Below are 18,159 nucleotides of genomic sequence, written 5' to 3'. Positions count from 1 at the left end.
CCCACGAGCATCACCCTCAGGAAACTGGAGATGGCTACAAGATTGAGTGAGGTAAGAGGCAATCCGGGGGACATTTTCCCAGGCTACTGGGAATCAGAGTCAGGTGGAGGTAGTAACCACTGCGGCCCCCGGACTCAAGAAGTCGATGTGATAACCAGTTGACCCGTCACCGATGGCAACATGAACCCCGTCAACGCCCTCATTCATTTGCGAGTTAACACTGAAATCAACAATGGGTGCGAGCGATTTGTTAACGCCAATCGCAAACTCTGTTAGCTGCCCCCCACGGGGCCCGGCAGCGGCAATAAGCAGCTCAATTTCTTCTTTATTATCGACTTTGAATGACCTAAGCTTATTATTTTTCACGACCGCCATCGCCCCATATTCGGCTACTCGCCCAGTCAATTTCTTCAACTTATCCTTCAAATCTTGAGAACATGGTGAGTCGGATTTTCTGAGAACAGTCAGAATACCCGCTACTTTTAGAACACCCTCAGCGTGAAAGGGGCAGGGCTTGAGTGAATTCATATGTGCGTAGTGCACCTCAAAAAATTCCGCGACAGAATGAACAAAGTCCCCACAAACATCCTCCGCAATCAACGCATAGGGTTTGGCATCGTCGAAAATAGATACCTCCACCTGTGTATCCACACCTGTGACACGAAGGTGTTTATGGCACTCCAGCTTCTCCAGAACCTTTCGCTGCAACTGAAGCGCGCTTTGAATGTCACTCTGCAGCAGTAGTTCAAGAGTGTAGAACACACTATCAATGGAGGCATCAAAAACGTGAACAGCACAAAATATCAATTTTTTTACAGGTGACTCCCGGGCCTTCTTGAATACAAGCTTTGCCGCATCATCGCAAAATGAAAATACCACACAGTATTCCGGTAAAACCGCCAAATCACTCAGGTTTAGTGCCGGTACGCCAAGGCCCGCACACCTGGATGTAAACTCTTCCGAGTCAGACAAAATGCTTGGCATCCGGCCACCAAATAAAGTTTCGACCAGTTTGGACTTTAACATCGTAACTCCCTCATTATGAGGAAGGCGTCAAGCGGCTACCCTGACGCCAACGTAACAGATTTAAATTAAAGGATCCTCATAACGAGGGCCACGAAAGTGGCGGCCAAGAGAAAGCTTCGGAATCTGAAGCCATTCGGGTTAACAGAACGATTGGAGCTTTTAACTTTTTCATACCGCTGACACCTCACATAGATAAGTGCAATTGGATGACACCCAAACCTTTACGGAAAGGGCACAAATATTGAACACCTTCCCTCACACACAAAAAACTAGCCAAACGGATAGCTTTCTTATTAAATAAAAATAACAAAGATAAAACACATCACAAAAACGCATATATGCAAGATTTTACTGCAAGCTAAAAACCACAAACCAACAAGAACATGCCTACATATTTTTAAGCACCACATCAATGAATTACTCCCACCACAAAAAGTAATGTGACCCTTCACGCAAATACCCATCAATATGGCGGAGCGGATAAGTCATGCGCGATAAAAAAAGACATCTGTCAGATACTGCCCTTCAACAATCACTTGATATTCCTGACCTGACCGAAGCGTCATCTCCCCCCCATGCGATCAACCTGTTAGTCCACGAAATCCTTGGCGGGCTTGCTCTTCGGGGTTGGCCGAACGCTCAAGTCCGGACAGGTCCCCGGGTTGTTTCTGCCGAAGAGAACTATGGATTGCTCGGCTACGCCCCCAGCGAAATCACACTGGGTAGCGAGCACACCCGCTGGGTCAACGAACACGCGCTGTTGCGCACGCAAACCACCAGCCAGATCCCTTTCGCACTGCAACAGGCGGCTGAAAGACGACAACCCGGCGAAATGATTCTCCTGGCCGCTCCGGGTATTACCTATCGACGGGATACCCGTGATCGTTGGCATTGCGCCGAACCGCACCAGATGGATATCTGGGTTCTGGGGGAACCGGATCTTTCAGCACGGAAACACTTGCTGCGCCTGGTGGGCGACATCCTTCAACTCGCGGTGCCCGGCCATACCTGGGTGACGGCGGACAGCCCTCACCACTACACCGAGGGCGGTATCGAAGTGAATGTCGTCACACCGGAGCGACCAGTGGAAGTGCTTGAATGTGGCTGCATCGCCCGCTCATTGCTGGAAAGACTGGAGATTGACCCGCTTCGGCATGGCGGGTTGGCGCTGGGAATGGGCCTGGATCGGCTGACGATGTTGCGCAAGGGTATTCCGGATATCCGCTTGTTGCGCGACCCGAACATCCGGGTTCAAGCACAGATGCATGACTTGTTGCCGTGGAAAGCCGTATCCCGCCTGCCGTCGATCAGCCGGGATATCTCCTTGGCGGTTACCCCTGGGCAAAGTGAAGAGGCATTGACTGAAAAGATGCTGGCGGCGGCGGGAGACCGTGCGGGGTGGATTGAAGAAATGCAGGTCAAGGGACGCTGGTGCGAGGATCAATTGCCCGCACAGGCGATTGAACGACTTGGGTTACTACCAGGGCAGGAAAATGTACTGCTGCGGGTAGTTTTGCGCGACAGCTCACGGTCGATAACCACGGTGGAGGCCAATAGGCTGTATGAGGTTATACAGTCGGCGTTGCATGAGGGCACGGTCGGAGGTGGTTACAAGATTGAATGAAACAAGAGGTCGTTTTTCCAGTGATTTGGCAGGGCCAGCAAGACAACTCGCTTTCCCTCGCGTGAAATTTCCTAGAAAATCCTGACCGCTTGTGCCCGCCAATTTCGCTGGCTAGTCTTGGTCCTGTCACTGCCAATTCAGTGACCGGGTTTAGTCGCCCGGAAGTTCTACATTGGGCGCATAAGCGCCACCTCCCGGTCGGGCGCTATTTTTTCGCCTACCGCTTTATGGTGGCTGTGCGCAGGGCACCCTCGTGGTGCGCCGGGTTCCCAATGTTCCGGTCGACTAACCTGCGTACAGCTGCCACCCGCTCGTTTAGTCGCGAGTGATGGCAGCGCCATCCAACATTGGAGATGCGCAACCATGTTCAAGGTAACGCCCAATCCACCGGTTTCATCCGGTATCGAAAGCATCGACCCGCAAGCCGCTGACCGTGCGCTGGCGTACTACATACTGCCTCAGGGTGGCGGTCCAAAACGCCCTGGTATCACAGGAACGCAAAATAAGGCCCCTGCCCCGCAAAGCCGAGAAGAGGCTCTCATCAACGCCAGTTCAATCCTGGATTCCGCTGCCGCCACGGCCTATGAAAATGCGGACAACCTCACAGGTGCGAGTCGAAAAGTGGCAATGGGTGTCGTGCATCTGATCGAGTTGGCTCAACGACAAGTTGATTCAGTGATTGAAGAACAGCCTGCTGGGGTAACAAACTGACGGAAAGCAGCGCGGCATAAAGGGGAGTTTGCTCCCCTTTTTCACACCCGCCTCTGGACACATGACTGACGTCACTGGCTAATACTTCCATCGATCCTTTCGGCTCGCTCACTTCGGACTCGTCAATAGTGCTGAACCGCAACGCTCTGATGGCCCAACTCTCTGCCACACCCGATGACATTGCCGCGCGTGCTTCGCTTTATCGTGCTCTGCTCGACAGCGGGGAGGTCTCACTGGATGGATTACGAGTCGCTGCCGGTCTGTGCGATCCGGCTGCTATCGCTGTTGTCGCGCAGTTGAACGCCACCGCGCATACCAATCGCCCTAAGACATTGTTGTCGCAGCTTCGCGGACTGCCCGTAGACCATGTCGAACTGGAGAATGCCGAGCCTGATTGGCTTGATGCCCTGGCTGGGCTGCCACTGCGTACGCTGGTACTCAACAGCCCGAAATTCAGCTGCGATCAGACTGTATGGCAACGTTTGCCAGCCGCAGCCCTCGAAACATTGGAAATCAACGGTTTTTCGCGCGATGACAACGCCACCAGCCTCCCGTCACTCGAACGGTTGCGCCGGCTGAAGTTGGAAACCTACGGCGAGGACTTCGACGACCGTTTCCTCCAGCAACTCGGCAGTGGCTCGCTGCAGGAGTTGTCGTTGAACCGTTGTGATGAGGTCACCGACGACGGCCTGCTCGGACTGTCACGACTCAAGTTGCGCTCACTCACCTTGAATCGCGCAGGGGAACTCACTTCACGTGGAATGCGGCACTTGGGTCATCATCCACTCGAACAGTTATCTCTGGGCTGGAATGGCGCAATCCTGAAGAACCCTTCCTGGCTCCGCGGCCTGACCGCATTGCGCTCGCTGAGCCTCGATTACTGTTACGCAACCGACGCCATGCTCCACGCTATCCAGAGCCTGCCGATCGAACGGCTTTCGCTGCAATCTTCGTATATCTGTGAGGACGACATTGCCGAACTGGAAGGCATGCCACTCGCCGATCTGGATCTCAAGTCTTCACAGCAAATGATCGAGCGGCTCGATGTACTGCACGCGTTTCCACTGAAGCGCCTGGGGCTCTCCGATGTGCAAGGCATCGACGCGCATACATTGTCCGACCTGCGCGGTTTGGAGCTGGAATCGCTGGACCTTTCATTGAACGACATCACAGGGAAGGAACTGAAACAATTGGCGGGTCTGCCGCTGAAGCGGCTCAATCTCAGTTTTTGTCACGGCATCGACGGCAAGGCTTTGCGAATGCTCGTCGAATTGGGATTGCCGTTGGAGCAACTGGAGATAAGCGGTCTGGATCTACGCGATGCCGACTTGGCCTGTTTGCGCGATCTACCGCTGCAACGCCTCGGTTTATATGAAAGTCCTTGGCTCACTGACGCCGGAGTCGCCCACCTGGCGCGTCTGCCGCTGCGAGATCTGACGCTTGCGGCAGGCCCGGGGGAATCGCAGATCACTTCAGCCGTAGTGTCCGTGTTGGAGCAGTTGCCGCTACAAAAATTGTGGTTGCCGAACTGCTCAGGGATCAGCGCAGAGGGGTGGGATCGCTTGGCCAGATTGCCAGCCCGCGTGACGGGCCCCGGCGTTTGACACTCGCCTGGAGAGGGCCTGAATCTCGCAACATAAGGACTTTACAGGGACAGGATGCGTTATCCGATGATCCAACCCCGGTGCTCATGAAAACAGACCTGCGTGCCACGACATCACACGCAGGTCATGAACGCCCCTACAAGACGGGTTGTTGGAACGGGTGGACTGACTCAAATGTCACTAGACCGGGTTAAACTGCCACTCTTGGTAGCTGTCCTCGCCCGTTTGATCGTCCCATTGGATACAGTAATGGTCATTGCCCGTACTGCGATCTTGAGGGCCGATATATTTTTCAGAGTTCTGATTACGAATCAGCCAGTTGCCGTTCTGGAGCTGTTTGAAGTCCCACTCCTGAAAAGCCACACCCTGAGTATGGTACTGGATGACCGTGGCACCATTATCGGTACTACGTCCCCGGATACAGGCAACATTCATGCTGTACTGATTCAGTAATATCCAAGAGCTTTTTCGAATCTGAATAATACTCCAGACCTGTGGACTTTCCAAAACCGGGAGATTCAAGGAGTCACGAATCGTCAAACTGGCATCATCTTTACTCCAGTTGGCAGTATTCCCTTCAATACTTAAATAACGACCGCTTTTTATATTTTGAATCATCACACGTGCATGCACTTGCTTGGGATCGATAGCCATTTCAATTTACCTTCCTGGTGAGTGGTCACCTGACAGCCACCCGACCTCGACCCGTGACCACTATGGGCAAAGGCTGGCTTACCACACGAAATGTCATTGCAATATTCGGCCGTGCCGAGACTGGCGAGGAGACTGTGGGGATGAAACGCCATGAGCGCCATCCGGTATTCGGAAACCGTTAAGCAGGTCGTCTTGAAAGCAGTCTGGGCTAGGTGCGATGAACGATAGGCCAGATGATGTGCATTTGCCATTTTTTAGCCACACCGGTCATCGGCGAAATGACTGCCAATGAGCATCATTTTCTGAAGACTGGAGGTGGTGACACGATTGCATGTGGCCCCCGGTGGCAAGAGGCGATTCAGGAGCCGTTTCCCCGGTGATCTTGCAAGGCCAGCAAGACAACTCGCTTTCCTTTGACTGAAGTTTCCTAGAAAATCCTGACCGCTTGTGCCTGCCAATTTCGCTGGCTAGTCTTCAGTCCGTCACTGCATATCAGTGATCGGGTTTGGTAGCCCGGTATAGATTGGCGCACAGCGCCCCCTTGGAATCAGGCGTTTTTTATTGCCTGCATTTTATGGTGGCTGTGCGCAGGGCACCTTCGGGCGCGCCGGTTTCTCCAATCTTCCGGTCTACCAACCTGTGTACAGCCGCCACCCTCAAATCGTTTGGTAGCGATACTGGTGACGGCTCCATCCGTGAGATTGGAGATTTGCCATGTACAAGGTCACACCCAACCCGCCGGGAACCCTCGGTACCGAAAGCAGTACGAGGTCAGCGTGACTGAAAGGGGAGCAGAGCTCCCCTTTTTACTTACCGTGAAAACTCTCCCACCAGTTCTTTAACTCAACATTCGTAAGATATTTCGCCAAGTGCAGAAGATATTTTTCCCAATCTAGCAGGCCATTTCTAAGACTTCGCTTTTTATGTGAGACTCTCCTGCAAACTCACAAGATTTGACTTACATAGTGGCGCATGACGCGAAATGAACGAGCTCTCCCGACTGCAAAGCCCCGCCGCCGTCCAGGCCGCCCTTGACGAGCTTTCAACCCTGGGACGCTCTGCCTTCCTGAAGCGGTATAGCTTCGGAAAATCGAGGTACTTCCTGGTACGCAACCCACGAAATGGCGAACAGTGCGATATCAAAGCCGTTGTGGCGGTTGCTTACGGCGTGCAATTCCCATCTGACGGCCCACTGAGCGCGACAGCGCTTGTGGAGAACGAAGCGACCGTCGCGGCCAAATTGCAGTCGCTTGGGTTCGAGGTGATCCGAATCGGAGAGGACTGGTCGCAGGACGAAGTCGACGCGACCGTCGCCGACTACTTTGAGATGCTTCGGCTTGAAGCTGAACAGCGCCCCTACAACAAAACCGAACACAACAACGCATTGCGCCCCCGCCTCAACGGACGAAGCAAAGGTTCGGTGGAGCTCAAGCATTCGAACATCAGCGCCATTTTGGCCGGCCTGGAGTTGCCATTTATTCAGGGCTACAAGCCCCGAGGTAACAGCCAGCTTTTGCTACGCCAAGCGGTTCAGGCCTATGTCACGGACAACCGCAGCGTGATGCACAAAGTTGTTGATGCGCTGGAGGAAGTGAAAGCGCCCGGGGAGAAAACCTACACCGGCACCGTGCTGGTGGATGCACCCAAGAAGGAGGCTTTACTTCAGGCATCCGAAGCCGCATCGCGCATCCGCATACCCCGTAAGCTCAATTTCGCTGCACGTGACGAAGCCAATCGGCAACTGGGCCGCAGCGGAGAGGAATGGGTCATCGGCTACGAGCACCAACGGTTGCAGGAGGCTGGCTACCCGGATCTGATTCAACAACTGGAATGGATATCGGACACCCGAGGCGACGGTGCCGGGTTCGATATTTTGTCGTTCGATACACCTGTGGACCACCGGTACATCGAAGTCAAGACCACCAACAATGGAATAGCGGCGCCCTTCATCATCAGTCACAACGAACTGCAGTTCTCAAAGGAGATGGATCAACAGTTCTTTCTCTACCGAGTGTTTGAGCTGCGCAACGCACCAAAGCTCTTCATTCTGCGCGGGAATCTGTCGGATCAGTTGTACCTGAAGCCTTTGGATTTCAGAGCGAGCTTTCGAAACTACATCAGCTGAATTTCCAGCCGACCAATCGCACTGAGTCAGTTTTCAAGCGGCACTGGCAGTGACTTCCATGGTGACTTCCATGGTGACTTCCATGGTGACTTCCATGGTGACTTCCATGGTGACTTCCATGGTGACAAAGCCTATCCCCTGTCCCCGAGCAAGCAACACAAACCGCGAAGCATTTCTCTCGACTTCCGCAGTCGCCCATCAGGCGACGACTACTCGAGGCCTATGAGCGACCTACGGAAAAAGTTCAAGTCATCGCTGCTCACGAAGCAGTCCAGACTCACGGGCCAAATCGGCCAAGACTTTGTATGCGATCCATAAACCCCACCCACCGTATAGCCGTGGTATGAAGTCAGGTATCCGAGTCGGATTGCCTCACTTGAGTTCTTACCCCAAACAACCGGTCGGCTATCTGCCTGCCTCGCTCAAGCCCTTCAGCCGTCAACCAAATCGATTTGTTCTTGCTCACCGGATTGCTGATGAAACCGCGTTCATGTAATCGGTTCATGGTCTCGAAGTCGAACCCTTTCCAAGCATTGCCGTTATCAAAACTGAAGGTTGCCAACAGCGCAAGTACGGCTTCTTCAATCAGTTTATCGTCGTATTCCATGATCGTTGCTCCGCTCATACTCTTTAAGCTCACCGTAAAGCCAGCTCTACCTACAGATCCGAGTTTCACAGGCAGGATGGTGTTTTGCCTTGAGGGCGCAGGATGGCGGCATTGGCCGAAATGTTATCTGTTACAGGGAGGGCTGATCCAGCGAGATCGACAGACATGCCCAGACTTGGGCACGCATCGTTAACCATCACACAGAGACTGTCTGTCGCCCAACATCCTCGCTTAGCATCAGCATTTGGGACCAGACAAGAGCGAAGTTTCCGACGTGTCGCTGAAACGAGATTTCAGCGACACGTTCTTCCCTCATGTCGCCGTCAGCGACATATCCCCACCACGTGTCGTCAAAACCGCAAAACAGCGACACGTTAGGCCAGAACCTGAGCATTCTCAGGGATAACTAAACCGCCTCGCCAACGTCAGCTCCCCCGGTGCCCGCATCGGCACGATGAACGATTCCATCTTCTCGTTCACCGTCCCCTCTTCCGTAATCACCGTGACCTTCGCCGTGGTCAGAGGCTGCACGGCATTCTCCTGCCCGCCGCTCTCATCATCGTCACTGCGATAACCGCCACCGAAGTAGTTCACATAGATCAGGTACTGGCCCTTGATCGGCGCAGGCATGGAGAAAATCTCCGGGCCGTAGCCGGTGGTCACGTCCACATCCAGCGCCGCGCCATTGGGCGCGACCCGGTCGCCGTACCAGATATGCGCGCCATCCGGCGTCACCACATGCAGATCCAGATCAGTACCATCCGTATCCCACGACAGCAAGATCCGCAACTTGGCCGGTGTCGCCCCACCACCCACATTCAGAAACTGCACGCGCTTGCGCTGCTGCCCATCCGGGCTGCGCACTTCAACGCTATTACTGCCAGTGGGAAACGAAAACGGTCGATCAAAATTCCCCGACTCATCGATCTTCAACGGCATGCTCACACCATTGACGATCAGGTTCCCTGGCACCCTGGCGCTCTTCGGTGCGCCCTTGATCTGGCCCATGATCCGCGCTGTATCCGCCTGCCCCAGTGGGGTGTTGACCGACGAGGCCGGGTAGTTGACGGTCTGGCGGAAGTGTTCGCCATCCGGCGAGCCGGCGTGCCAGCCGCCCTTGGGGGTATCGAGCTGGATGCCGCTGTCGGCATGGGCCGCATTCAGCACAACCAGGGCGCTGAGGAACAGGACAACGGTGGAGATGCGCAATTTCATGGCCTATTCCAGTAACAGGTGACGGGCAAGCCCTTCGACATAATCTTCGTCCTGGCCATTCGGATGGGCCTCGAACGCCAGGTGCAGGTATTCATGGGTCAGGTCGAGGCGGTCCTGTTGTGTCAGCACACCGCGCACATAAATGCGCTGGCGTTCGCGGTCGACATAGGGCCGGCCATAGGACACCCGGCAAACGGCAAACTGGCTCAATTCGTTATAGCCGACTTCCTGATCCAGACGCTGACGCCACACGCGACGCTGTTTTAGCAACCATTCCTGCGCTGCCGGCAAGGGCTCGCACGAAGCCACCGGGTTGTCCCAGCGGCTCAAACTCGCACGTGGGTAAGCGTGCTGGAGAATCTGGTCATAGCGCTCGCCGCCGTTGGCCTGTTCCACCGCCTGTTGCCAGGACAGCTTGTCCGGGCCGGCTTGATCCGAGTGGTAGGTCACAGGACTGCCCGCCAACACCAGGTCACTGGTCCAGGCCGCGATACCCCGAGCTTCGGCAGTGGCAGGACGTGGTGCAACACGCTGACGGCCGCTGCTGTCGTCAATGCTCAGGCAGTCGCCACTACGGCCAGCGTTCTGCAACAGGTAGGTGCGGATCGCCACGGCCAGGGCCTTGGCGGCTTCAACCGGTTCAGTCTTGGCTTCGCGTTGCAGCACACGGGCGACATATTCCTCACGGTCCAGCCGGGCGACCAGTTGCGGCTGGCCGGTGTTCTGCAACAGGAAGAGTTCACCCGCGCTCTCGATCTCCAACTGGTTGCCATTGGCGAAATCGACTCGGTAGTGACCTTGCAAGGCACCGTTGGGAGCGGCTTGGCCGTCGGCGCGGGTGACGCCTTTCAGTGGGTAACGGGAGAACAGATCGACCTGCACGCAACGCCCGGCATCTTCGGACGAAGGCGACGGCAAGAAGCTACCCAGCACATCCGAGTAATGCCGCAGCACCATCTGGCTGGTACCACGACCACCCACCCAAAGCGGCGTGCCGTCTTCCAGCCAACCGGCAAAACCGCCCTGGCGTGACTGCGAATCCTGGTCGCCGAGCCAGCTCCAGGTCTTGACCCGCACGCGCCCGCCGAGCAGCCCCACCGCCTGACCATCGGCAGCGTTGAGCACCACGTCCAGCAGCAGTTTGCGCGCCGTTTCCTGAGCCGGCAGCGTGCGCAGCGCTTCCAACAATTGCGTCACCGGCACACGGGTTTGCGGTTGCAGTTGGTTGAAACTCAGCAACCAGGTGGGCGCCTGCCGTGCCTGCCAGTACTCACGCCATTGGCCGTCATCGATCTTCAAGCGCTTGGGGTCAAAGTACAAACCACAGGAACGAACCAACGCAGCATCCCGGGCAATACTGCCGCCCGGGGTGCAGCAATAGACTTCCTCGTGGTCCTGCCCATGACAATCGTAGGCCGGCTCCTGCTGGTTGGTGTCCACCAGCCAGGCATAGACGAAGAGTTTCCACAGGCTGCCCAGCGGTGTTTGCAGATCCGCCGGCAATGGTTCGCGATTGAGCACCTGGGTGGTATTCAGTTGCACTAACTCATAGCCGTCGGCGGTTTTCCAGGCCAGGCGCAATGGCGCTTCCTCTGCCGTCGCCAGCAGAGGAACGATGCACAACAGCAGCCAGGCCAGTCGGCGGGTCATGTCATTCGACCGTGATCTGCCCAAGGGCCGGTTTCTGCTCCTGAGCCTGATGCTCTGGCGCATAGATCTGGCTGAAACGCGCCGGCGGCAACTTGAACTGGCCCTTCTGCGAGAAGCGGATCAGATGGCGCAGACGCACTTCGCCATTCAGGCTGTTGACCGGTACGCCATACGCCATCTGCCCCGGTTCGAAGTGCGCCTTCTCCAGCGGCGTGGCTTCGGCACCGGCCAACCCGGCGAGGTTGACGCCCCAGGTGGTGCGCTCAACGTCCGCCCCCGGCGGCAACGGCACTTCGAGCATGCCGTAGCGCAACGGCTTGGGGCTCTTGGTGGTGAGGATCACTTCGTCCAGGTAGAGGCTGTCGCTGGACAACGGCTTATCGCCCACGGCCTTGAGGCTGAAGGTGTAGGCGTCGTCGCCCGGCACCAGTTCCAGCAGGCGGCGTTTGATCTGCACCGGCAGGTCATCCGGCACTTTCTGCTGGCTGAGGTAGCTCAGCTTGGCCCGCAATGGACGCTCCTGTGCACCGCTCACGGTCAACACGCTTGGTAGCCCCGCGCCCTGCCATTGCCAGTAGTTTTCACCGGTCCCGCCCTGGCGCGCTTGCCAGCCTTCGCCCGGGGTCAGAGTGACCGTTTTCGGGGTCTGCTCGACACTGCGTTGCAGCCAGGTCAGGGCCAGCGCACGTTCCAGGGTGGATTGCTGCGGCAACAGGCGCTGCAACAGGTCCTGGGCCAAGTCGGCGTTAAACGGTTTGATCGACAGGTTCAAGGCACTGGCGAACGGTTGCGAGCTGGCACCGAGGCGCTGTTCAGCCGCGGGCAGTTGCTTGCTGAACGCATCCGGCAAGGCGACTTTGCTCTGGCGGGCCAGGGCAGCGGTCAGTACCCGCGCACTGGCCAGGCCCAGGGCCGAATCCGGTGCGCTCATGATCACGCTGTCCTGGCCATCGTCCATCAGGTTGGCGTCGGCACCGTCACCGGCTTTCGCCAGTTCGTCCATCAGGCCAGTCAACAGGGTGTTCACCGGCAGTTGCATGTCCTTGGCGAACGACAGCACCAGCGCCCGTTGCAGCAATGGCGTGACGGTGGCCTGTTTACCGTAGACATCCAGCACCCGCTGCCAGTGATCCGGCGGCAGGCTGATACCCAGCGCCTTGCTGGCGTGCCAGTCGGCGTAATAGGCGTAACCGGTGAGGAAAGCATCTGGAGTGACATCTTCACCCCACCAGGTAAACCAGGCATCCGGCCCGGCCATCGAGACCAGGCGCAGGCGGCTGTTCTGCATGATCAGGCGCAGACGGTCGCGGACCTGGGCGTTGGCCGACAGCGCCGGGTAGGCGATGCTCAACGGCAGCAACTGGCTGGCGGTCTGTTCGACGCCGCCATAGGGGTAGCTGAGCAGATCATCGAGGTTGGCGCGGAACAGCGCTTGCGGGCTGTCGTCGAGGCGCAGACGAATATCGCTGGCGTCTGCCGGCAGGCTCAACGGTGTGTCGCCGCTCGCCACGCTCAGGCTCTGGCTTTGTGTCACTTGCCAGCCGTCACCCACTGCACTCAAACGCACCGCCAGGGCATCCTGGGGTTTGCCGTCCTGTTGCAGCTCGGCGCTCCAGTCGCCGCTGCTCAGCGAGGTCGCCGGCAGCGGGATGTAGTTGATGCCTTTGTTCAGGGACAGCGGCAGGCGCTGTTCCTGGCCGGCGTAGCGAATCACCAGCTCAGTCTTGACCGGCTTGTCGGCCTGGCTGAAAGCGAACAGGCCAAGCTTCGGCTGGTCGCCGCTGCGGAAGTGGGTCGGGCCGCTCCATTTCAGGTACAGCGGTTTGTCGGAACGGATGAACTGGTTCTTCTGCCCCACTTGCCCGGCATCGGCGATGGCCCGGGCAGTGATGCGCCAACGGGTCAGGGAGTCCGGCATGCGGAAGGTGAAACGCACCTTGCCGTTGGCGTCGGTGACCAGCTCCGGCTGCCAGGCGGCGGTGTCGACGTCTTCGCGACGCGGCCGCTCCAGCACTTTCACCCCACGTTCGCTACGGTTGGCCTTGCCCGGCGCGCCAGGGCTGCCCGGCAATGCCACGTCGTAGCTGATAAACGACAGGCTGGCGCTGGTGCGCACGTTGTTGCGCCGCGGGTGGTAGAAGAACTGGTCGATGCTCGGCGCCACTTCCGGTTGCAGCGCGTAGATCATTTCATCCACCACGCTGACGGTCAGGTGCGCCGGAATCGGCTTGCCGGCGAACTGGGTGGTCAGGTCCACCGAGACGGTGTCGCCCGGCTGGTAGCTTTCCTTGTCGGTGGCGATGGCCACCTCGATCTGCGGCGTGGTGACTTTGAGGCCGGCGTTCTGGAAGCTGTATTCACCGCCCTTGGTGTAGAGCACCGAGAAGGTCAGGTTGGGGGCATAGTTGTCCTTCACCGGAATCCGCGCACGGTATTGGGTGTCGCTGATTTTTTCCAGGCGCAACCAGTCGCCGCCCTTGGACAGCAGCGCGGTGGCCTCGACCTTGTCACGCTCCAGCGAGAGCAGCGCGTCGGTGACCGGCTCCGGGAAGGTGATCAACGCCAGGGCTTCATCACCGGCCTGGTACTCGGGTTTGTCGAGGAGGATTTCCACGGTGCCGGGTACGGCTTTCACGCCATCACCGGTCACCGAATGGCCGGCGGCGCCAAGGATGCGTTCGTGGTCATCCTTGAGCGACAGGTTGTAGGTGCCGGGACGGTCGAAGGTGATGCTGAAGCCTTTGTCTGCGGCGCCAAGTTTGCCGCCACCGGTGGATTGGTCTTCCAGTCGGACCCAGCTATAGGTGCTTGGCGTGCCAGCATTCGGCTGGGCGACGGTGGACTCGCTGACGTAGCCGAACGCAACCTTCTCGCCGGTGGCACTGAAACGCTGCGGCGCCGACAGGCGATAGCGCGCCGCGCCACGCTCGATCAGGATTTCCTTGGTGGTCTTGACCCGATACGCCGCGCCATCGCTGGCGAACACGGTGAGCATGTAGCGGCTGGGCTTTTCCGCCGCCGGCAGGTCAAGCACGGCCTGGCCCTTGTCGTCGGTGGTCAGTTCGGCGCTGGTCAGTTCCACCGGGAATTGCCCGAGGTATTGCAGCTCGTTGTCGACCATCGACAGTTGCTGAGCGCGCAGGCTCAGTTGCACGCGGGCATCGGCCACTGGCTTGCCATCCGGGTAGAGCAGCAGCAATTTGCCCTTGATCGGCTCGCCAGTGCGGAAGTCCTGCTTGGCCAGGTCCATGGAGATTTCAAAGTGCGGCTTGATGTACTCGGCGACGCGGAAGGCGCTGCTGTAGGTCTGGTCGCGGTAGTTGAAACGCAACTCATAACCACCGGCCACGGCGTTGTCCGGCAGTTGGAAACGGCCCTGGGTACCGGACTTGGCGTCCAGGTTCAGGTCCAGGGTCTGCAAGGTGGTGCCGGTGGCATCCAGTACGCTGACGCGCACCGGGGCGGTGGTCGGGTTGACCGAGTCGCGGGCGTTCTTGAACTCACGACCAACGATTTTCATCGACACCCAATCCCCCGGCCGGTACAGCGGTCGGTCGGTGAAGGCGTAGAGCTTGGTGTCGTAGATCTCGCTGTCGTAATAGAAGTTCTCGGAGACGAACACACCGCCTTCGTCGTCCTCGCCGATCATGAATGAGCGCTCCGGGCTGACGTGCTTGAGGCGCAGCAGGCCATCGGCATCGGTCTCGCCGCTGCTCATCACGCCCAAGCCGTCGGTCCACAGCACTTTGACCTTGGGCACCGAGCTGCCTTCATGTTTGCGTGCCGCCCAGACCAGCAATTCGTCGCCGGCGATCTTGCTCACGGCCACGGTGTTGGAGACGAACACCACGGTGGTCGCACGGTATTTGCCGATCAGCGCTTCCACCAGGTACAGGCCTGGCTTGAGTTTACCCAGCGGGATATAGACGTTGCCGGGTGCGACGCTGATGAACTGGCTGGAAGAGCCGGCCAGGTCGACGCCCTTCGGCGGCTGGATCGGCTTGGCGTCCCACAGCGGGTAACGGAACTGGCTGACCATTGGCAGGCCGGGCAGTGGCGCGTATTGCGGATGATTGTCGTACGGCGTCGGCGCGGCGATGGCCTGGCCCATTTTCAGTTCCGGCACTTCCTCGGTCACTTGCTTGCGCGACTCGTAGGAGAACGCCCGCTGCATCACGCGGCGGGATTTGCGGTACCAGTTGTCCCACAGGTAGGCCAGGGTGTTGGACAGCCCTTCGCCCTTGAACTGGCCATCGCTGACCACCCGGTGCAGGTTCTTCTGCCGCTTGAGGAATTCCAGCGGTTGGTCGATGCGGTACACGCGGATATCCGCGCCACCGTAGGGTTCCATGCGGAAACGCCGGTAGTCGCGGCCCGGCGCTTCGAGGCGGACCAGGGCCTGCTCGTCGCTGGCAAAGCTGCTGTCGGCCAGCAGGAAGAAACTCTCGCCGGCCACCGGCGTGTAGTTGCTCGGCGGCACCGAGTCATCGGCGGCGCCGGCGATAACCGGCAGCAGCACGGCCAGGGCGAAAACCATTCGGGAAAACAGACGCTTCATGGGAGACCCGTTCATCGAGAGAGGAAGTTCAGCCGGTAAACGCCGATGAAGTTGGGGTTCGTTGCATCGGGTATCCATCGGGTGTCCTTCCATGTCATGAGTTGCTGCACGCTGGCGGAGCGCATGCCGTTATCGGTGGGGGTGGTGGTGCCGGTGTGATAGGCGATGTTGCGGCCCATCCAGATCATCAGGTGCTGGTCGTCGCCCTGGTCGAAGAACAACAGGTCGCCGGGCCGCGCCTGGTTGAGGTCGCGGCTGACCAGTTGGCTGTTGAACTGGATCAGCTTGATCGCATTGACGTAGGGCCCGACCTTGCCGCCGCCCTGCTGCCATTGCTGGGCCAGGTTGCGCTGGCCCTCGCTCAGGACCAGTTCGGGCGGCAGGTAGCGGTTGGACAGGCCATTGGCCCGCAACCATTTGTCGTCATGGGTTTTCAGCGCTTCGTTGGCGGCGAAGCGCACCAGCCCGGCGCAGTCCTGCTGGTACCAGCGCGGGCTCGGGCCTTGGGTCAGTTGCTCCTGGGCGATGCGCACGAACCAGGCACGGAACACCTGGGACTGCTCGACGTCCAGCGGCGGTGCTTCAACGGCGAACGCGGGCGCACTGAACACGGTGTTCAGTAATAGCGCCAGCAGGCCCAACCTCTTGAACAGAGGAATCACATTGCACGCCATTGCAAAGGCAACCACTGCCAGTGGCCATCCGGCTCGCTGCCTTCCGGCAGGGTCAGGGCGTACTTGCCGAAACCGGCGAGCTTTTGCAGCTTGGGAATCAGGTGGGTCTGCGCGGCGTTGCGGAACACCGGCTCCATGTCCTGGGGCAAGCTGTCGAGGGTTTCCTGTTGCATCAGTTGCGCCAGGGAGTCCGGGCCGAGGTAGACCGGCATCAGCACGTCCTTGGGCAGCACGTCGGCCAGCGGCGGAAAGTGCTTGTCGAGGGTGCCGAGGGCCTTGTCCACCAGCTTGTCATCCAGGGAGAACAGCAGGGTCGAACCGTGCCGCGCCAGGCTTACGCGGAAGAAGCCCTTGCCGGTGATGGCGTCGGGGTTCTCGGCTTCCTTGGCGGCGTACTGGCCGAAGGTCGAGCTGACCTGACGCGTCCACTCATGGACGCCGTCTTTCTGTTGCTCAGCGATAGGGAACAGACCGCCGTCGACGGCGCTTTCCTTGCTCCCGACCATGGAGCCGAACAGCTTGCCCAGGTCGGCGTCGAGGCTGTCGTTGTCCTTGGTCAGGTTGGCCACCAGCAACGGCGTGTAGAGGCGCGAGTCGGCGTACCAGCAGAGGCCGGCGGCACCGCTCATGTGTTCGGTGAGTTTCTTCGCGGTGGCTTCGTCGGCACCCAATTTGACCAGCAGCGGTTGTTGCTGCTCGGCAGCCAACGGCAAGGCGACGCAGGCACTGGCGCCCACCGGCATGGCTTGCCAGATCGGCTTGAAGTCGAAGTCGGCGGCTTTGTCCTGCTCATCCAGGGCGAGGAAGCTGTGCCAGCCCTTGTCGTCCATGTCCAGGCGCAGGCCGGCGAAGTTGGGGATAAAGCGCTGGTAACCCATGGCCAGGACACTGGAAGCAATCGAGATGCGCTGCTTCACGACGGTTTCACGAGGCTTGAGACCGAAGGCTTCGGGAAACAATTTGTCGCCATTGAGCAACGCCGCCAGGGCCTGGGTCGAGACCTCGCCCGGGGCCAATTCGCTGTCGTCGCTGGTTTGCTCGTAGAGTCGATCCGGATTGGACAGCACCACCAGCTTGTCGCCACGGGAAGCGAACAACAGGGCTTTACTGGCGTTGTAGGCCAGGCGATAGAGCGGCACGCTGTCACCGGCGACTTTCACTTCGCCGACCTTGGTCAGTTGGGTGTCGTCCAGCGCGACATGGGCCAGGGGCTCAAGCAGTTTGGCCAGGCCACCACGGTCCATCACCAGCAGGAAGTCCTTGAGACGACCGTCGGCACCGCGCCACAGGGCGATATCCGCCGGCTGGTCGAAGAGTTGCTCGATCAGGTTGTCCTGCAGCTTGAGGTCATGCTCGTAGATGATCCGCCGCAGGCTGCCGATCAGGCCGAGACGGTCGCCGTGGGTTTCGTAATAGAAGACGAAATCCTCGGTCAGGGTGTCGCGCAGGAACGGCACGCTGAGCAGGTCCTTGGGCAACTGGCTCAGCGACGCGGTTTCCAGCAGCGCGTCCGGGCGGCTCACGCCGAGTTTCTCCAGGGCCAGTTCCGGCGCCGGGGCGGCCGGCTTGTGGTGGAAAAACCAGCCCAGGCCGCCCGCCACCGTACCGGCCACGCAAAGCCCGAGCACAAGACCCAGCCAACGGCGCGAGCCGGCAGGTTGAGGGGTAGCCGCTACAACGGCGTCCGGGGAAGCTGTGTTATCGCTCATGT

Annotated in this window: 13 protein-coding genes; 4 read left to right on the top strand and 9 right to left on the bottom strand. The window is 58.7% G+C overall.

Going from position 1 to position 18,159, the window contains the following annotated elements; genetic code table 11:
- Positions 1 to 99: 99 nt before the first annotated feature.
- Positions 100 to 1,026 (bottom strand): CgnE/CgnB domain-containing protein, encoded by a 927-nt coding sequence (locus AC07T0_RS21855; protein WP_495003141.1) that lies wholly within the window; start codon positions 1,024 to 1,026, stop codon positions 100 to 102.
- A gap of 487 nt (positions 1,027 to 1,513) precedes the next feature.
- Between AC07T0_RS21855 and srmL the strand changes: the two genes are divergently transcribed.
- The 3 genes from srmL (at position 1,514) to AC07T0_RS21840 (ending at position 4,965) form a co-directional block, all read left to right on the top strand.
- Positions 1,514 to 2,650, top strand: a complete 1,137-nt coding sequence (gene srmL / locus AC07T0_RS21850; protein ID WP_495003140.1) for a PheS-related mystery ligase SrmL — start codon at positions 1,514 to 1,516, stop codon at positions 2,648 to 2,650.
- A gap of 363 nt (positions 2,651 to 3,013) precedes the next feature.
- Positions 3,014 to 3,361, top strand: a complete 348-nt coding sequence (locus AC07T0_RS21845) for a DUF6124 family protein (RefSeq protein WP_495003139.1) — start codon at positions 3,014 to 3,016, stop codon at positions 3,359 to 3,361.
- Positions 3,362 to 3,510: 149 nt separating this feature from the next.
- Complete coding sequence (locus tag AC07T0_RS21840) at positions 3,511 to 4,965, top strand: leucine-rich repeat domain-containing protein (RefSeq protein ID WP_495003145.1); 1,455 nt, start codon at positions 3,511 to 3,513, stop codon at positions 4,963 to 4,965.
- Between the two features lie 180 nt (positions 4,966 to 5,145).
- Here AC07T0_RS21840 and AC07T0_RS21835 read toward each other — a convergent pair whose 3' ends face one another.
- Positions 5,146 to 5,619 carry an RICIN domain-containing protein gene (locus AC07T0_RS21835; RefSeq protein WP_495003138.1) on the bottom strand — a complete coding sequence of 158 codons (474 nt, stop codon included), beginning with the start codon at positions 5,617 to 5,619 and terminating at the stop codon, positions 5,146 to 5,148.
- Positions 5,620 to 6,601: 982 nt separating this feature from the next.
- Between AC07T0_RS21835 and AC07T0_RS21830 the strand changes: the two genes are divergently transcribed.
- Positions 6,602 to 7,744 carry a protein NO VEIN domain-containing protein gene (locus tag AC07T0_RS21830; RefSeq protein WP_495003137.1) on the top strand — a complete coding sequence of 381 codons (1,143 nt, stop codon included), beginning with the start codon at positions 6,602 to 6,604 and terminating at the stop codon, positions 7,742 to 7,744.
- A gap of 33 nt (positions 7,745 to 7,777) precedes the next feature.
- On the opposite strand, the gene AC07T0_RS21825 is transcribed toward AC07T0_RS21830, so the two are convergent.
- The 7 genes from AC07T0_RS21825 to AC07T0_RS21795 form a co-directional block, all read right to left on the bottom strand.
- Complete coding sequence (locus AC07T0_RS21825; protein WP_495003136.1) at positions 7,778 to 7,903, bottom strand: hypothetical protein; 126 nt, start codon at positions 7,901 to 7,903, stop codon at positions 7,778 to 7,780.
- Between the two features lie 190 nt (positions 7,904 to 8,093).
- Complete coding sequence (locus AC07T0_RS21820) at positions 8,094 to 8,351, bottom strand: DUF6429 family protein (protein WP_495003135.1); 258 nt, start codon at positions 8,349 to 8,351, stop codon at positions 8,094 to 8,096.
- A gap of 396 nt (positions 8,352 to 8,747) precedes the next feature.
- Entirely contained in the window at positions 8,748 to 9,566 is an 819-nt protein-coding gene (locus AC07T0_RS21815; RefSeq protein ID WP_495003134.1) for a YfaP family protein, read from the bottom strand.
- 3 nt (positions 9,567 to 9,569) lie between these two features.
- A complete protein-coding gene (locus AC07T0_RS21810) occupies positions 9,570 to 11,216 on the bottom strand; it encodes a DUF2300 domain-containing protein (RefSeq protein ID WP_495003133.1) in 1,647 nt (548 codons plus the stop codon).
- Between the two features lies 1 nt (position 11,217).
- Positions 11,218 to 15,789, bottom strand: a complete 4,572-nt coding sequence (locus AC07T0_RS21805; RefSeq protein WP_495003132.1) for an alpha-2-macroglobulin family protein — start codon at positions 15,787 to 15,789, stop codon at positions 11,218 to 11,220.
- Positions 15,786 to 16,448 (bottom strand): DUF1175 domain-containing protein, encoded by a 663-nt coding sequence (locus tag AC07T0_RS21800; RefSeq protein WP_495003131.1) that lies wholly within the window; start codon positions 16,446 to 16,448, stop codon positions 15,786 to 15,788. Before AC07T0_RS21800 ends, AC07T0_RS21805 begins: the two co-directional genes overlap by 4 nt.
- On the bottom strand, positions 16,433 to 18,157 hold the full coding sequence (locus AC07T0_RS21795) for a DUF2138 domain-containing protein (protein ID WP_495003130.1): 1,725 nt from the start codon (positions 18,155 to 18,157) through the stop codon (positions 16,433 to 16,435). The genes AC07T0_RS21800 and AC07T0_RS21795 overlap by 16 nt, the downstream gene beginning before the upstream one ends.
- Positions 18,158 to 18,159 lie beyond the last annotated feature (2 nt).

The organism is Pseudomonas sp. GW821-FHT04D07, assembly GCF_059420225.1.
This window is presented reverse-complemented; position numbering and strand designations above follow the sequence as displayed.